This window comes from Micromonospora sp. WMMD1076 (assembly GCF_029581475.1).
Taxonomy (GTDB): domain Bacteria; phylum Actinomycetota; class Actinomycetes; order Mycobacteriales; family Micromonosporaceae; genus Micromonospora; species Micromonospora aurantiaca.
The window spans coordinates 4833219-4849003 of the sequence record NZ_CP120862.1; the positions used below are offsets into that span (position 1 = coordinate 4833219).

Annotated in this window: 13 protein-coding genes; 4 read left to right on the plus strand and 9 right to left on the minus strand. The window is 71.8% G+C overall.

Translation table 11 applies throughout. The features are described from left to right. The first annotated feature begins 55 nt into the window (after positions 1-55). The 4 genes from O7622_RS22640 to O7622_RS22655 all read left to right on the plus strand — a co-directional run bounded on the left by O7622_RS22640 (position 56) and on the right by O7622_RS22655 (position 5504). Positions 56-3208 carry a S8 family serine peptidase gene (locus O7622_RS22640; protein ID WP_282314197.1) on the plus strand — a complete coding sequence of 1051 codons (3153 nt, stop codon included), beginning with the start codon at positions 56-58 and terminating at the stop codon, positions 3206-3208. A gap of 228 nt (positions 3209-3436) precedes the next feature. Then, positions 3437-4363 carry a permease gene (locus tag O7622_RS22645; RefSeq protein WP_282314198.1) on the plus strand — a complete coding sequence of 309 codons (927 nt, stop codon included), beginning with the start codon at positions 3437-3439 and terminating at the stop codon, positions 4361-4363. Further along, entirely contained in the window at positions 4360-5082 is a 723-nt protein-coding gene (locus O7622_RS22650; RefSeq protein WP_282310209.1) for a TIGR03943 family protein, read from the plus strand. Before O7622_RS22645 ends, O7622_RS22650 begins: the two co-directional genes overlap by 4 nt. A 59-nt stretch (positions 5083-5141) precedes the next feature. Beyond that, positions 5142-5504 carry a metalloregulator ArsR/SmtB family transcription factor gene (locus O7622_RS22655; RefSeq protein WP_282310210.1) on the plus strand — a complete coding sequence of 121 codons (363 nt, stop codon included), beginning with the start codon at positions 5142-5144 and terminating at the stop codon, positions 5502-5504. 286 nt (positions 5505-5790) lie between these two features. Here the strand turns inward: O7622_RS22655 and O7622_RS22660 are convergent, their stop codons facing one another. From O7622_RS22660 to O7622_RS22700, 9 genes are all read right to left on the minus strand, one after another. After that, the gene (locus O7622_RS22660) at positions 5791-6444 is read right to left on the minus strand and encodes a choice-of-anchor M domain-containing protein (protein WP_282310211.1); all 654 of its coding nucleotides are present in this window, start codon (positions 6442-6444) and stop codon (positions 5791-5793) included. Next, on the minus strand, positions 6441-7097 hold the full coding sequence (locus tag O7622_RS22665) for a choice-of-anchor M domain-containing protein (RefSeq protein WP_282310212.1): 657 nt from the start codon (positions 7095-7097) through the stop codon (positions 6441-6443). Before O7622_RS22665 ends, O7622_RS22660 begins: the two co-directional genes overlap by 4 nt. Positions 7098-7135: 38 nt before the next feature. Next, positions 7136-8041, minus strand: coding sequence for an anchored repeat-type ABC transporter permease subunit (locus O7622_RS22670; RefSeq protein ID WP_282310213.1), 906 nt, complete (start codon positions 8039-8041; stop codon positions 7136-7138). Beyond that, positions 8041-8784, minus strand: a complete 744-nt coding sequence (locus tag O7622_RS22675) for an anchored repeat-type ABC transporter ATP-binding subunit (protein WP_282310214.1) — start codon at positions 8782-8784, stop codon at positions 8041-8043. Before O7622_RS22675 ends, O7622_RS22670 begins: the two co-directional genes overlap by 1 nt. Then, positions 8781-9761: a choice-of-anchor M domain-containing protein gene (locus tag O7622_RS22680; protein ID WP_282310215.1), complete on the minus strand. Its 981-nt coding sequence runs from the start codon at positions 9759-9761 to the stop codon at positions 8781-8783. The genes O7622_RS22675 and O7622_RS22680 overlap by 4 nt, the downstream gene beginning before the upstream one ends. An 11-nt stretch (positions 9762-9772) precedes the next feature. Next, positions 9773-11314 (minus strand): anchored repeat ABC transporter, substrate-binding protein, encoded by a 1542-nt coding sequence (locus O7622_RS22685; protein ID WP_282310216.1) that lies wholly within the window; start codon positions 11312-11314, stop codon positions 9773-9775. A 50-nt stretch (positions 11315-11364) separates the two neighbouring features. After that, positions 11365-12918 (minus strand): TIGR03773 family transporter-associated surface protein, encoded by a 1554-nt coding sequence (locus O7622_RS22690; RefSeq protein ID WP_282310217.1) that lies wholly within the window; start codon positions 12916-12918, stop codon positions 11365-11367. 41 nt (positions 12919-12959) lie between these two features. Next, positions 12960-14129: a DUF916 domain-containing protein gene (locus tag O7622_RS22695; protein WP_282310218.1), complete on the minus strand. Its 1170-nt coding sequence runs from the start codon at positions 14127-14129 to the stop codon at positions 12960-12962. Positions 14130-14222: 93 nt separating this feature from the next. Further along, positions 14223-15695 carry a choice-of-anchor M domain-containing protein gene (locus O7622_RS22700; protein ID WP_282310219.1) on the minus strand — a complete coding sequence of 491 codons (1473 nt, stop codon included), beginning with the start codon at positions 15693-15695 and terminating at the stop codon, positions 14223-14225. Positions 15696-15785 lie beyond the last annotated feature (90 nt).

Sequence of the window (15785 nt, forward strand, 5' to 3'; positions counted from 1 at the left end):
CGGCGTGGTCGCGCTGACCGGCGCGAATCCGGCAGCGGCCGAGCCACCGGCACCGCTGGCACCTGCACCGGAGACACCGAAGGAAGCACCGGCCGACGCGCTCGGCAGCCACGACGCCGGGCTGCTCGCCGACGCCCGGGCACAGCGCAAGCCGGCGGTGACCGTCATCGTCGCCACCGACAAGGGCAAGGCCGGCCAGGTGACCGCCGAGATCCGCAAGCTCGGCGGCACGGTCACCCACCGGGTCGACCAGGTCGGTTACGTGTTGGCACAGGTCCCGACGGACAAGGTCGTCAAGGCCGCCGAACTACCCGGTGTCTCGGCGCTGGACCTGAACGAGTCGATCACGCTGCCGGATCCGCGGGCGGAGTCCCTCCCCGGCCGGCGGACTGCCGCGCAGGCCGCGCTCCCGGGCCCGGGAGCGTCGACGCCGGCGGACAACCCGTACATGCCGACCGGGGAGACCGGCGCGGTGGCGTTCAAGAAGGCACACCCGACGTGGGACGGCCGCGGCATCACCATCGGCATCATGGACTCCGGCGTCGACCTGGACAATCCCGCTCTGCAGACGACCTCCACGGGCGAGCGGAAGATCGTCGACTGGGTGACCGCCACCGACCCGCTGCTGGAGGGCGACCTGACCTGGCGGGCCATGCGCACGCAGGTCACCGGCCCGTCGTTCACCGCCGCCGGACGCCAGTGGACCGCACCGGCGGGCACCTGGCTGTTCAACGTCTTCACCGAGAGAATCACCGAGGGCAGCGAACCCGGCGGCGACGTCAACCGCGACGGCGACACCTCCGACAGCTTCGGCATCCTTTACGACCCGGCCAGCCACGACATCCGGGTGGACTCCGACCAGGACGGCGACTTCACCGACAACCCGGTGATGCGCCCCTACAGGGAGCGCTTCGACGTCGGGCACTTCGGCACCGACGATCCCGCCACTGCAGTGCGTGAGCAGATGCCGTTCGTGGTCGAGTACCGGGAGGACGTCGACCTCGGGCCTGCGGGCCTGCCCGGTCAGACCGCGGACTTCGTCAACATCGGCATCATCGAGGACGCGCACGGGTCGCACGTCGCGGGCATCACCGCGGCCAACGACATGCTCGGCAACAGCCGTTTCGACGGTGCCGCGCCGGGCGCGAAGCTGGTTTCCTCCCGGGCCTGCACCTGGGGCGGCGGTTGCACAGCGGCGGCGCTGACCACCGGCATGGTGGACCTCGTGGTCAACCGCAGGGTGGACGTGGTGAACATGTCCATCGGTGGCCTGCCCGCGCTCAACGACGCCAACAACGCCCGCGCCGTGCTGTACGACCGGCTGATCACCGACTACGGCGTGCAGATGTTCATCTCCGCCGGCAACTCCGGGCCGGGTGTCAACACCGTGGGTGACCCGTCCGTCGCCGACAACGTGGTCAGCGTCGCCTCCAGCATCAGCCGGGAGACGTGGCTGGCGAACTACGGCTCGGTCACCCGCCGGCCCTACCAGCTGCACCCGTTCTCCTCGCGCGGGCCGCGTGAGGACGGCGGCTTCAAGCCCACCATCAGCGCGCCCGGCTCGGCGATCTCCACCACCCCGCTGTGGCAGACCGGCTCGCCGATCCCCGAGGCCGGCTACCCGCTGCCCCCGGGCTACGCCATGTTCAACGGCACCTCGATGGCCGCCCCGCAGGCCACCGGCGGCGCGGCGCTGCTGCTGTCCGCCGCCAGGGCGACCGGCACCGGGGTCACCCCGGCCGCGTTGCGCCGGGCCGTGGTCAGCTCGGCCTCGTGGATCAAGGGCGAGCCGGCGTACGCGCAGGGCAACGGCCTGCTCGACGTGCCGGGTGCCTGGAAGCTGCTGGCCAAGCCCGTCACCCCGCGCAGCTACACCGCGAGCGCGCCGGTGTGCACGCCGATCTCCGACTTCCTCGCCACCCCCGGGCGGGGTGCCGGCGTCTACAACCGCTGCGCCCCCGGGCAGGGCGGCCAGCGGGTCGGCCAGGCGCGCACCTACCAGGTCAAGGTCACCCGCACCAGCGGTCCGGCCGGCGTGATCCGCCACCAGCTGCAATGGCGGGGCAACGACGGGACGTTCCGCGCCCCGACGGCGGTGGACCTACCGCTGAACCGGACCGTCTCCATCCCGGTGACGGCCACCCCGAAGGCCGGCGCCCACGGTGCCATCCTGCGCATCGACGACCCGAAGACCAAGGTGGTCGACTTCGAGGTCCTCAACACAGTCGTCGCCGCCGCTCAGCCCACCAAGCCGAAGTACGCCTTCTCCGGCTCGGGCAGCGTGGACCGCAACTCGACGACCAGCTTCTTCGTCTCGGTTCCCGAGGGGGCGGCAGCGCTGCAGGTGAATCTGTCCGGCATCGCCACGGGTTCCCAGACCCGATTCATCGCCGTCAACCCCTGGGGTGTGCCGGTGGAGAGCACCGCCAGCACCGCCTGCTACACCAACCACTCCGACGCGGCGGTGTGCAAGCCGCAGGAGCGGGACTACGCCAACCCGATGCCGGGGATCTGGGAGATCGAGGTGGAGGCCCGGCGTACCTCGCCGTCGCTGAACAACCCGTTCCAGCTCACGGCGCGGGTGCAGGGTGTGAAGGTGGAGCCGGCCGTGGTGACGCTGCCGAGCGTGACCGCCGGTGAGTCCACGCCGGTCACCTGGACGGTCGCGAACATGTTCGGCCCGGTGGTGATCACCGGTCGGGGTGGTCCGTTGGGCAGCTCGGCCTCCTCCCGGGACAGCATCGCCGACGGTGAGCGCAAGACCTACACCGTCGAGGTGCCCGAGGGTGCCACCCGGTTGGACGTCGCCATCGGCAACACCGGCGACCTGGCCGCCGACCTGGACCTGACCGTGCTGCGTGACGGTGTCGAGGTCGGCCAGTCCGCCGACGGCGACTCCGAGGAGTCGGTCTCGATCCCGAACCCCGAGCCGGGCACGTACACGGTGCAGGTCGACGGGTACGCGGTGCCGGCCGGCACTACGCAGTTCGACTACCGGGACGTGTTCTACTCCCCCGCCCTGGGCCAGGTCACCGCACCCGGCACCACGGTGTCCCTGCCCAACGGGGTCAGCGCCACCATCACCGGCGCCGTGACCGTCGACACGGCAGCGGCCGAGGGCCGGCAGCTGTTCGGTGAGCTGAACCTGGTCACCGACGAGGGCGCGGTCGTCGGCCGCGGCGCGGTGTCCATCGGCACCGTGAACTGAGCGACACGTGCGATGCCCGTCCCCGTCGCCGACGAGGACGGGCATCGCACGCCGCAAGCGCATTGTGAGCAAGCGATCACTGTAAGATACCGCCGTTGAGATTGGAAGGTGATCCGCCTGAGCACGACCGACCCCGCCGCGCCCGCGCGGCCCGAACCGCAGGCGCCGGCGGTTCCGGCCGCCGAACCGGCGGCGCCCGACCGCGAACGGTGGGTCGGCTCGACCGAGGTGCTGTGCTTCCTGCTCATCCTCGTCGGCGTGCTGCACCGGCAGATCGGGACACTGGTCACCGATCCGCGGCTGCAGACCTGGCTGACCGTCTTCGTGTCGGTGATGGTGCAGGCGGTGCCGTTCCTCGTCTTCGGCGTGGTGCTCTCCGCCGTCATCGCGGTGTTCGTGCCCCGCTCGTTCTGGGCGCGGGCTCTGCCCCGGCACCCCGCGCTCGCGGTGCCGGTGGCCGGCATGGCCGGAGTGGTGCTGCCCGGCTGCGAATGCGGGTCGGTGCCGATCGCCGGGTCGCTGATCCGCCGCGGCGTCACCCCCGCCGCGGCGCTGGCGTTCCTGCTCGCCGCGCCGGCGATCAACCCGATCGTGCTCACCGCCACCGCCGTCGCATTCCCGCGCAACCCGGAGATGGTCGCCGCCCGCGGCGGCGCCAGCCTCCTGGTCGCCCTGCTGATGGGCTGGTTGTGGCTGCGGCTGGGCCGCACCGACTGGATCCGCCTGCCGCACCGCGCCCACCTCGACGGACTGCCCCGGATGGCCGCGTTCTGGACCGCCTGCCGGCACGACGTCGTTCACGCCGGCGGGTTCCTGGTGGTGGGTGCCATGGCGGCGGCGACGATCAACGTGGTCGTACCGCAGCGGTTCCTGCACGACCTCGCGGCCCGGCCGGTGCTGTCGGTCCTCGCCCTCGCCGCTCTGGCGGTGCTGCTGTCCATCTGCTCCGAGGCCGACGCGTTCGTCGCCGCCTCGCTGTCCCAGTTCTCCCTGACCGCCCGGCTGGCCTTCCTCGTGGTCGGTCCGATGGTCGACCTCAAGCTGATATCCATGCAGGCCGGCATCTTCGGCCGGCGGTTCGCCGCCCGGTTCGCACCGGCCACCTTCGCCCTAGCCGTGCTCGTCGCGGCCGGAATCGGGACGGTGATCTGGTGAGTCGCGGAACGCAGGCGGTGGTGCTGGTCTTCCTCGGCGGCGCGATCCTGCGCGCCAGCCTCACCGACCTCTACCTGCGCTACGTCAAACAGGGACTGCGCCCGTTCCTCATCGCCGCCGGTCTGCTGCTGGTCATCACCGCGCTGGTCGCGCTCGTGCAGGAGCTGCGCCACCTCAACCGGCCCGAGGACCAGCCGGACGACGACGGGCACGGTCACGGCCGTTCCGGTCCCGCCGTCGGCTGGTTGCTGCTGCTCCCGGCGCTCGCCCTCATCTTCGTCGTCCCGCCGGCGCTGGGCGCCGACACCGTGGCCCGCGCCGGTTCCGCCCTGACCGACGACCGGGATGTCGCCTATCCTCCACTACGGCCCGGAGACCCGGCCGAACTGTCTCTGCTCGAGTACGGCTACCGCGCCGTCTACGACCACGGGCGTACGCTGCAGGGCCGGCGCATCCAGCTGACCGGCTTCCTCGCCCCCGGCCCGGACGGCGAACCGATGCTCGCCCGCATCATGCTGTCCTGCTGCGCCGCCGACGGCATCCCGGTCAAGGTCGGCCTGCGCGGCGACGTGCCCGAAGGGCCGGCGAACACCTGGGTACGCTCCACCGGCCGGTGGATCCCGCACACCGCCAAGGATCCCGTCAACGACGCCGACCTCCCCTACTTCCAGGTGGAGACCTGGGAGAAGATCCCCGCGCCCGCCGAGCCGTACGAGTAGCCGCGACGGTTGCACGAGTGCTGATATCAACATCTGACAGCTAGACGATGCTATTGCACATGACTACCGTTGCGCTCACCCGACAAGCGCAAGGAGCGGTCGAGTATGCGCAGCGCCCCGCGCCTTCCGGCGGTGTCATGACCCCCGGCCCGGCCAGCGTCGAGGAGATCAGTGACCTCCTGCGCACGATCGCCCACCCGACACGGCTTCGCATCCTGCGGCACCTCATGGACGGCGATGCCTGCGTCACAGAGCTGAGCGGTGCGCTGGAGGTTCCCATGCCCTACGTGTCACACCAGTTGCGGCTGCTCCGCAACGCCCACCTCGTACGCCGATACCGCGGCAGCGGCCGCATGTACTACGCGCTCACCGGCATACCGGCCGTCACCCTCGTCCTGGAGATCCTCAGGTTCTGCCCGTGACGGCCCCGATCAAGTGTCCGGGCGCCGCCGGCATCCTCGTCACGACGTCACGTGCACACTGAGACGTCTCGGCTGCGGAGCGAGCAACACCACGCCACGATCGGAGGGGCCGACGACCGGCGTTGCGCACGGCACTGACCAGTGGGCCGCCATCGCGCTGCCGGAAGTCCGGGCGACAGCCGACGCGGAGCCAGGTGGGCAACTCCGCGCCGGCCGGGTCCGCTAACCGAAGGTACCCCCTACCTCAACGAACCAGAATAATGATAACGGATGTCAGTTGCATCGATCAGGGCAGCACCTCGAACGTGAAGGTCGTCGGGCCCGAGGTGACGGTGGCGCCGGTGGCGGCGAGCTTGCCGGTGACCTCGAACGTGACGGCGTAGGTGCCGGCGGCGTCGAAGCCCCAGTTGGCGTGCGTGTGGGTGTTGCGGTTGACGTTCAGGCTGTCCGGCAACCCGTTGCCGCTGTCGAACAGCACGCTCGGGGTGCCACCGGAGACGGTGTAGATGCTGAAGCCCGCCGGCCCGGACACGCTGGTGAGCTTGAAGGTGACGCGGTTGTTCTGGAAGACACCGGCGGGCACCTCGGCGGTGTTCCAGCCGGCCCAGAGCAGCCCGGCGGTGTTGGACTGCGGCAGCACCCAGGCCTGGCCGCCGGTGCCGAGGAAGGACCAGGCGGAGCCGCCGGGAACGCTGACCTTGGCGGTGTTCGGAACCCGGAGGAGCACGTCGGCGGGCTTGCGCTCGACGTCGGCGGCGCCGGTGCCGTCGAGGACGTTGACGGTGAGCGCACCGGCGGCGTAGTCGACGTCGATGACGTCGACGTGGCCGCTGGCGAGCACGAGCGGTGCCGCGGCGACGGGCGTGGTGGTGCCGGCGAGCAGTGCGGCGGTCAGGACGAGACCGGCGAGGGCACGGTTGCGGGTACGCATCGCGCTCACGCCTTCACGACGAAACGCAGGGTGGCCGGGGCGGAGGTGACCTTCTGGCCGGTGGCGGCCAGCGTGCCGGTCGCGCGGACGGTCACCCGGTAGGTGCCGGCGGCGTCGAACGCCCAGTTGGCGTGCGTGTGGTCGCCGGCGGTCAGAGCGAGGGCGTCCGGAAGCCCGTCTCCGCTGTCGGCCAGGATGTTCGGCTGGCCCACGGCGTTCTCGGTGTAGATGGCGAGCTGACCCGGACCGCTGACCGACCGGACGGAGAGCGTCAGCGAGTCGCCGGTGAAGACGCCGGCCTCGATCTCCTCGGCGGCGATGCCCGGCCAGATCAGGTTCTCGTTCTGGATCTCCGGCAGGATCCAGACCTTGGACACGCCCGGCGTACCGAGGAACGCGAAGGCGGGGTCGGCGGGGACGGTGACCTTGGCCTGGCGCTTGACGACCAGCTTGACCTCGTCGGCGCCGTACTCGACGTCGTTGTCCTCGTCGTGGACGCCGATCTCCAGCGAGCCGTCCTCATAGGCCACGTCGACGAGGTCGAGGTGGCCGGCGTTGAACGTCACGACCGACGCGGTGGCGGCCTGCGCGGGCAGTGCCGTCGCGACGAGCGCTACGCCCAGGACACCCGACGCCAGCAGATGACGCACGGTGCTACGCACGTAAAGACTCCTCTCTCATGACGGTCCTCGGCGGACCGTCAGTTATTGGAAATGATAGTCGTTTTGGTTTGTCGGGGGAAGGTGCCGCGTCCGCCTGATCGACGGCCCCTCGTCACCAGCCCATGTCGGGGCGCGAACAGCCATGCGGCGAGGAAGACGGCGGTGGCGACCAGGACGATGGTGCCGCCGACCGGAGTGTCGTAGCTCCAGGACAGGTACAGCCCGACCAGCGCCGAGGCGCCGCCGATCAGCGGAGCGAGCAGCATCATCACGGCAAGCCGGTCGGTGAGCAGGCGGGCGGCCGCGGCAGGAGTGATCAGCAGCGCCAGGACGAGAATGTTGCCGATGGTCTGCAGGGAGATCACCACGGCCAGCGTCACCAGGACGTAGAGCGCGATGTCGAGCCAGAAGACCGGAAGCCCCATGGAACGCGACATCTCCCGGTCCAGGCAGACCGCGACGAACTCCTTGTGCAGCGCCAGCACCAGGCCGAGGATGACCAGACCGGTCCCCCCGACGACGTACAGGTCCCGGTCCGGGATGCCGGTGATCGAGCCGAACAGGAACTGCTGCAACGATCCGGCGTAGCCGGGCGCCTGCGAGATGATCACGATGCCGAGAGCGAACGCGGCGACCAGGAAGACGCCGATCAACGAGTCCTCCTTGACGCGCCGGTTCTGCGAGAAGATCGCGATCAGCAGAGCGGTGGCGACGCCGGCGACGGCGCCACCGAGCACCAGGCTGCCCTGCAGCACGAAGGCGACCGCGATGCCGGGAAAGACCGCGTGGGCCACGGCGTCGCCGATGAAGGCCATCCCGCGCAGCACCACATAGCAGCCGACGACGCCGCAGACGATGCTGGACATGACCGCGATCGCCAGTGCCTTGGGCAGGAACGCGAGGTCGGGGTTGAGCAGATCGGTGAGGAAGTCGGTGATCGGCATCAGGCCACCCGCACGAGCTTCAGCAGTGGAGAGGTCGCGCTCACGCCGAAGGTCTCCGTCCACAGCGCGGCGTCTTGGAGGTCCGCAGGTCGACCGTCGGCGACGACCCGCCCGTTGAGCAGGACCAGCCGGGTGCAGGAATCCACCGCGGCGACCAGATCGTGGGTGGTCATCAGCACCGCGTGATCCTCCCGGGCCAGGCTGGTGAACAGCTCGCCCAACAGCTCCTGGGTGGGCATGTCGAGTCCGGTGAACGGCTCGTCGAGCAGCAGCATGCTCGGCGCGAGCGCGAGCGCCCGCGCGACCAGCACGCGTTGGCGTTGCCCACCGGACAGTTCACCGGCGGGCCGGCGGCGCAGGTCGGTGAGCTGCACCCGGTCGAGCGCGTCGCCGACCGCACGCCAGTCGGCCACGCCCGGACGGCGGAGCGGACCGATCCGTCCGGTGCGACCACTCATCACGGCCTGTTCCACCGAGATCGGGAAGTCCCAGTTGAACTCGTGGCGCTGGGGCACGTATCCGATGCCCGACCGGCCGGGACGGGTCGGTTCACCCTCCACCAGCACCCGGCCGCCGCGTTTGCGGATCAGCGCCAGGACGGCACGCAACAAGGTGGTCTTGCCGGCGCCGTTGGGCCCGAGCAGCCCCACCAGTTCGCCGCGATCCAGGTGCAGCGTCACGCCCCGCAGGACCGGCCGGCCGCCGAGATCCACGTCCAGCCCTTCGATCTCCAGTGCTCTCACCGCCGGCCCTCCGACGAGGCGGCGGCGCGTTCCCGCTCGGCCCGCAGTCGGGCACCACGTCCGCGCAGCATCAGGATGACCAGGCCGAGAGCGAGCGCGACCGCTGTCCCGGCCAACGCCGCGATCAGCAGCGTCGGCGAGCCGTCGGCGCGGTCGCCGGCCGCGGCCGGGCCCTCGGCGGACGGTTTCTGGCCGGCCGGTGCGGGGATGCCGGCCGCCGCGGCGAAGGCCTCGGCGGCGCTGGCGGCATCGCCCACCGCGAAACGCAGTGTGCCGGTCGCCGACACCTTCCTCCCGTCGACGAGGTCAGCCGACACCTGCACCGCCAGCAGGTAGACACCCGGGGCGGAGAAGACCCAGTTGGCGTGGGTGTGGGTGTTGACCTCCACCCAGAAGGGTTGGGCCTTCGACTCGGCGGATCGCCAGAGCGGCTGCGGTGCCGCGAAGTTGCCCGACTGGAGGTACGTCGTGAGGGTTCCCGGACCACGCACACCGAGCAGGGTCAGCGTCACCCCCCGGTCGATGGTCCGCAACACCCGGGGATCCTGGGTGTTCCACCCCAGCCAGATGACGTTCCGGTCCTGGACCTGCGGCACCACGTACACCCGCTTGCCGGCCTCGATGCCGAGGAAGGCGTACGCCGGGTCGTCCGGCACGGTCTGCAGCGCGGCGTCGGACACCCGCAACAGGGTCTCGTCGGGGTCACGCCACACCGGTCGCGCCTGCGTGCCGTCGTGGATCAGCAGCGTCCACCGGTTGTCGACGTAGCGGGGGCCGATGTCGACGTGCCCGGTGGTCAGCGTCGTCCGCCCGGCGGCCAGGGGCTGGTCGGCCGCGATCGACTGGCTGAGGTCCGGTGCCGGCTCGGCCGCCCGTGCCGGGGTCGGTACCGCCACCGGCACGAGCAACGCCGCGAGCGCCCCTCGCAGGATGACTGTGGTCGCGCGGGTGCGGCGGCGCGCCCGTCCTGGCGTCACTGGTTCCTCCATCACGTGTCGTTGGTCAGGCAGTCGCGCAGCGATTCGGCGTTGAACCGCATCATCTCCGCGTAGGTGGTGACGTCGCTGTCGAACGCGTCGCCGTAGATCGGGCACACCCGCAGGCCCTCCTCGCGGGCCACCTCGGTCAGCGTGGCGGACCGGGCCGCCAGGTTCGGCTCCAGAAAGACAGCGGGTATGCGCAGGTTGCGGATCGTCTCGGTGAGCTTGCGTCGGTCGGCGAGGCTCGGCTCGGTGGCCGGGTTGGGTGTGACGAACCCGGAGATCCGCACCCCGTACGCCTGCCCCAGATAGGCGAATGCGTCGTGCGTGGTCACGAGGTGACGCCGCGACGGCGGGATCTGCGCGATGGTGTCCCGCACGTACGTGTCGAGCGCCTCCAGTCGCCGGAGGTAGGCCGAAGCGTTCGCCCGGTAGGTGGCCGCCCCCGGAGGATCGACGCCGATCAGCGTGTCCCGGATCAGTTCCACGTAGGCCATCGCGTTGCGGACGTCCTGCCACAGGTGCGGGTCGATCTCGCCGTGCACATGCTTTCCGAGAACGGCCTGCGGCAGCTGGTAGACCTGGGTGCCGGGCCGGCCGAGGAACCGGAACCGCCGGTCCCCGGGGACCTCCAGCAGCGCCTTGTTCGGCACCTCGATCACCGTGCGCGCCGGGTCGTACACCCGCTGGTGTGCCTCGCCGCTGCCCTCCGGGTCGGCGAACAGGTAGAGCCGCCGCTGGTCGAGGTCGACTGTGACGTCGGCGTGGCCGCCGCTCAGCACCTCCGACCTCCCCGGCACCGAGTGCGGGTCCACCCCGACGGCGAAGGTGAACACCTGCTCGCCCATCGGGACGGGCGCCGTCTGCGGGTCGACCGCCAGTTGCGCCCGCATGGTCAGCCGGTAGACGCCCGGCTCGGTGAACGCCCAGCTCATGTGCGTGTGCGCGTCCGGCGGCAGCGTCGCGGTGTCGTCCCGGTAGCCGTTGGCGGGATCGAACCCATCGGCCGAGTCGACGGAGAACGACGGGTTGCCGAACGACTCCGTCAGGTACGCGAACATCCGACCCGGCCCGTCCACGGCGGTCGCGCTGAGCAGCACGTCCGAGGACCGGTTCGCCCCGAGGGCCGCACCGGTGCCGCGCACCCGCATGCCCAGCCAGATGGTGTCGAGCGACACGTCCTCCACCAGCGGGATGATCTCCGCGGCGTACTTCACCGCTCCCTCGGCCAGCGAGACGTTCGGCACACCGTCGCGCAGGTTCGCGTCCAGCGCCTTGATGACAGCCTGCTCCTCCAGCAGCAGGTAGTTGCTGAACGCCACGTCGGCGTAGACGACGTCGCGGATGTCCCGCAGCGACGGCTCGTAGCTGTGCGGATCGGCGCCGTCCGGCACCAGCGAGGTGACAGTCACCCGGTCGCCGCCGACGTTGCGCGCCAGGTCCCGCAGGATCCCGGTGGTCGTCAACACCTGGATCCGCTGGTCGCGCGCACTCAACGTCACCTCGGACCGGCAGCCCCCGGCGAGCAGCGCGGCCAGCAGCGTCAGCACGGCAAGCCACCGCGTACCGCCGCGGTGGACTGCCGTGCTCGGCACCGCCGTCACCGGGTCCGGAGCGCGGAGCGCCGACGGGCCAGCACCATCAGCAGAGCGCCGACCGCCACCAGCACGACGCCGGCCGCTACCGCCGGCAGCACCCAGCCCGCGCCGGTGCGCGGAAGCGGACGGGCGCCGCCCTGGTCGGCGCTGCCGTCGCCGTTCCCACCACTTCCGGAGCCGGTTCCGGCGCCGGCCCCGAACCCGGTGTTCGGGTCGGTGCTGTCGCCGACGGCGATCGTGAGCGTCTTCGTGTCGCTGACCGCCTTGCCCGCCGTGGTGGTGCCGCTCATCTGCACCGCCAGGCGGTACAGGCCGGGCTTGGCGAACGCCCAGTTGCCGTGCGTGTGGGTGTTGAGCGGGATGTCCAGCTTCTGCGGCAACGGCTTGGCGGAGTCGAACAGCACGTCCTCGCCGCCGAACGAGCCGGTCAGGAACAGGGCGAACCGCCCGGGCCCGTCGACCCCCTTCAGCGTCCAGGTGACGTTGCCCCTGACGCCCGACACGACAGACTCGTGCTGGGTGTTCCAGCCGGGCCACACGAGACCCGCCTGCTGGGTCTGCGGCAGCAACCACACCGTGTCGCCCTGCTTGCCGAGGAAGTCAGCGCCGGCGGGCACCCTGATCTTCGCCTTGTCCTTGGCGTGCAGCACCACGTCGGCGGTCTCCCGCCACACCGGCGGGCTGCTGCGATCGTCCTTGATCCGGATGGTCCAGGTGTCGCCGTTGAGTTGCGGACCCATGTCGACGTGCCCGTCACTGATCACCTGCCGACCCGTGGCAGGGGCGGCCGCCGCCTTCGGCGCGCCGGCGGCAGGCTTCGGCGCTGCGGCCGCCTTCGGCGCGGCGGCGGTCGTCGGCGCGACGAGCGCCCGCGCGTTCGGCCGCACGGCCGGTTCCAGCGGCGCAGGCGCCGACACGCCGCCGGCCGGGGCGATCGTCGGCACCTTCACCCGGTACGTCGCCTCGGCCCGCGCCGTCTCGCCCGAGCGCAGCACGGCCGAGGCGGTCAGCGTGAGCCGGTAGTCACCGGCGGCGTCGAAGGCCCAGACCACGCCACCGGTACGCGTGCCGGCGGGCAGCCGCATCGAGCCCGGCACGCCCGGGCCGTTGCCGAACAACGGGGTCGCGGCACCCAGGCCGGACAGGGTGTAGGCGGTGAACGTCCCCGGCCCCTCGACCGAACCCAGCGCGAGGGTCACCCGGTCGTCGGCGACGGCACCGGGACGTACCCCGGTGGTGTCCAGGGCCGGGAACCCGGTGTCACCGGCGGAGAGCGCCCACACCGCGTGGCCGGCCCGGCCGAGGAAAGCGAGGGCGGGTCCGGCCGGTACGCGGCCGGACAGTCCGCCGTCCGGCCCGAGCACCACCTCTGCCGGGTCGCGCCCGGCCGCTCGCGCGTCACCGCGGAAGCGCAGCGACATCGTGTCACCGTCGAGCGCCACGGAGACCAGGTCGGCGCCGGCGGAGGTGACGGCGGCGGGTTCGGCGGAGGCCGGCGTCGCCGCGGGAGCCAGCGCCAGCACGACGGCGGCCAGGCTCGCGGCACCGGCACGCATGCTTCTCATCCTCATTCGTCGCTCCCCCAGGCGTAGCCGATTCACGTGTCGTCCTTCCCCGTGCGGTCGATGGCAGGTTGTCTGTTGTCGTGGCCCGGACCGGAACGATCGGCGTCCGGTGCCCGGCCGGCCTCCGCGCGGCCCTCCTCCCGGGCGGCGGCCACCGCCCGGGCGTGCCGGGCCGCCCGGCGGCGCCGGGTCGCGATCAGCGCCCACCCGGCGAGGGCGAGCAGGGCGAGCAGAGCCAGCTGCGGCCAGGGCACGGCCCAGACCGCGGCCCGGGCCGTGCTGGCCCGCGGTGGTGGGTCGAGGACCTGGTCGCCCACGGCGACCGGTGTGACGGTCGCGTCCGCGGTGAGCCGGAACAGCGGCGGGACACCCGGCATGCGTACGGTGGTGGTCAGCTCGCCGCCGGGCAGGATCTCCGGCAGGGCCGCACCGGTCACGGACCGCGTGGCCAGGCCGATCGGCCCGGCCACGCCGAGCACGGGCTGTCCGGCGAGCCGTACGTTGCCGGTGTTGCGGACCGTGACCGTGGCGGTAACCGTGCCACCGGTCAGTGGGTTGACCGAGCCGGTGTGCCGGACGCGGAGATCCTGGACGGCCAGCGTCGGTTGCAGCTCGCCGGTCACCCGCAGGTAGATGCGCGCGCCCACCCGGTGGTCGACGGCGACGCGGTTGCCCTGCGCGTCGGTGCCGCCGCTGGTCAGCGAGGCGACGATCCCGCCGGCATGGTCTCCCGGTGTGGCGTTGCGCGGCACGGTGAGCGTGAACGGCACGTCCAGGCGGGACGTCGGCGGGATGGTCACCGTGCGGCGCGGGAGGCGGACCCAGGAGCCCACGTCGGCGGACTTCTGGCCGGCGGCCAGCAGGTCGAACCCGCCCCGGGTCGTGGTGACCGCGTCGCTGGCGTAGAGGTCGAGTGTGAGCGGGCGGCCGGAGTGGTTGGTGACGCCGACGTAGTCGGTCAGGGTGGCTCCCGGGTCGAGCTTGTAGCCGAACGCCGCCCGGCCGTTCGGCCCGCGCGCGGTCGACGGCGCCACCCCCCACGTCGCGGCGGTCGACGGGGGCGCGGTGCGGGACGGCGCGGCCGAGGACGCCGGCTGCCCCGGCGGGGTGGAGGGGGCGGAGACGGTCAGCGCGGAGGCGGCAGACGTGGGGACCACGCCGAGCAGGGCGATCCCGGCGGCGACGGTTGCTAGCAGGCGCATTGCGGAGACGGTGTCCGTTCCTGAGGTACGAGGGGAGCCGCGGGGCGGGCGGTCACGGCGGTGACACGCCCACCCCGCGGTCGTCCGGTGCGATCAGATGGCGGTGAGGGTCAGGGTCGCGGTGTAGGTCCCTGCCGCCGTCTCGGTGGGCAGACTCAGCCGCAGGTCCGCGCCGAGCTGTGCGGTACCCCGGCCGGCGCCGTCCGGCGCCGAGCCCAGCACCGCGCTGTTGCCGAGACCGCCGCCGACCCCGACGACGTACGGCGCCACCACCGGGCCGGGCACCACGCCCTGCCCGTCGGCCTGGGCCAGGACACGCGGGGTCCAGCCGAGGTAGCCGGCGCTGAACGTCGCCCCGCCCGGGCCGGCGAAGTCCGCCGGGACCTGCCCGGAGGCGCTCCAACCCGGCTGACCGGCGCGGGTGTCGGTCACCGTGACCGGCCGCAGCTCACCGTTGCTCTCCCACCGGTCACCGGCGGCGTTGAGCTGCGCGGGCGGCAGCACCACGGCCCGGTCACCGGGGTTGACGCTGATCACCAGCGAGCCCTGTGTCTCGGCGATCGACGCGGTGATCGTCTGCGAGGCGCCCGGCTCCTGCGGCGGGAACGCCACCCACAGGGTCACCGGCTCACTGGTCGCCACGACCTTGTGGTCGTCGTCGTAGAGCTTGGCCACGTACTCGCAGGCGTTGAGCTCCCGGGTCGCGGTGAACGAGTAACCCGCGCCCGCCTCGCCCGGGATGATGCTCCAGTCGGCCGCGTCCGGGCACTTGCTGAACCAGTGGTAGTGGTCCAGCTCGGTCTGTGGCGTCTGCACGGTGGTGAGCGTGACCGTGTCGTTGGGCTGGTACTCGTCGGCCATCCCGCTGACCGACAGGCTGACCTCCGGTCCGCCGCCGGACAGTTCGCCGACGACGAAGGAGTAGTCGACCGGCCCGGTGCTGACCGTGGTGCCGTTGGTCAGCGTCGCGTCGGCCTGGAACGTCAGCGTGTAGTTGCCCAGTGCGCTGAACGCCCAGTTCGAGTGCGCGTGGGTGTGCACCGGCACGTCGATCGCGTCCGGCAGCCCGTCGTCGGAGCGGAACTTGATGATCGGTCCGCCGAACGAGTCCTGGGTGAACAGCGTGACGTTGCCGGGGCCCTCCACGTCGACCAGGCTCAGGCGCACCTTGTCGCCCTCGAACACGCCGGAGTCGAGCGTCGTGGTGTTCCAGCCCGGCCAGAGCAGATCCGGATCCTGCGTCATCGGCAGCAACCACACCTGCGATCCGGCCGGACCGAGAAACGCGAACCTCGAATCGGCCGGCACGGTCATGGCCGACTCCGGCAACGCCTGGAACGTGACGTCCGCCGGGTTCCGCGTCACCGACGGACTGACCGTGTCGTCGTGCACCCTCAACGACAGCGCGCCACCTTCGTAGTGCACATCGACCGCGTCGGTGTGGCCCTTGGACAGCACCACCTTCTCGGCCGCCGAAGCGGCTGCGGGCACCAGCGCCGTGCCGGTGACCACCACCGCCCCGGCGAGCAGGGCCGCGAAACCGCGAGCCCTCAATGTCGCATTCATACCTCCCCTTTCCACGCCGCGCGGGTCTGCGCGCGGTGGTACACGACGCCCGGTGCGGGCGGTGGCCGGCGCGCGGCGGTGGCCCACACC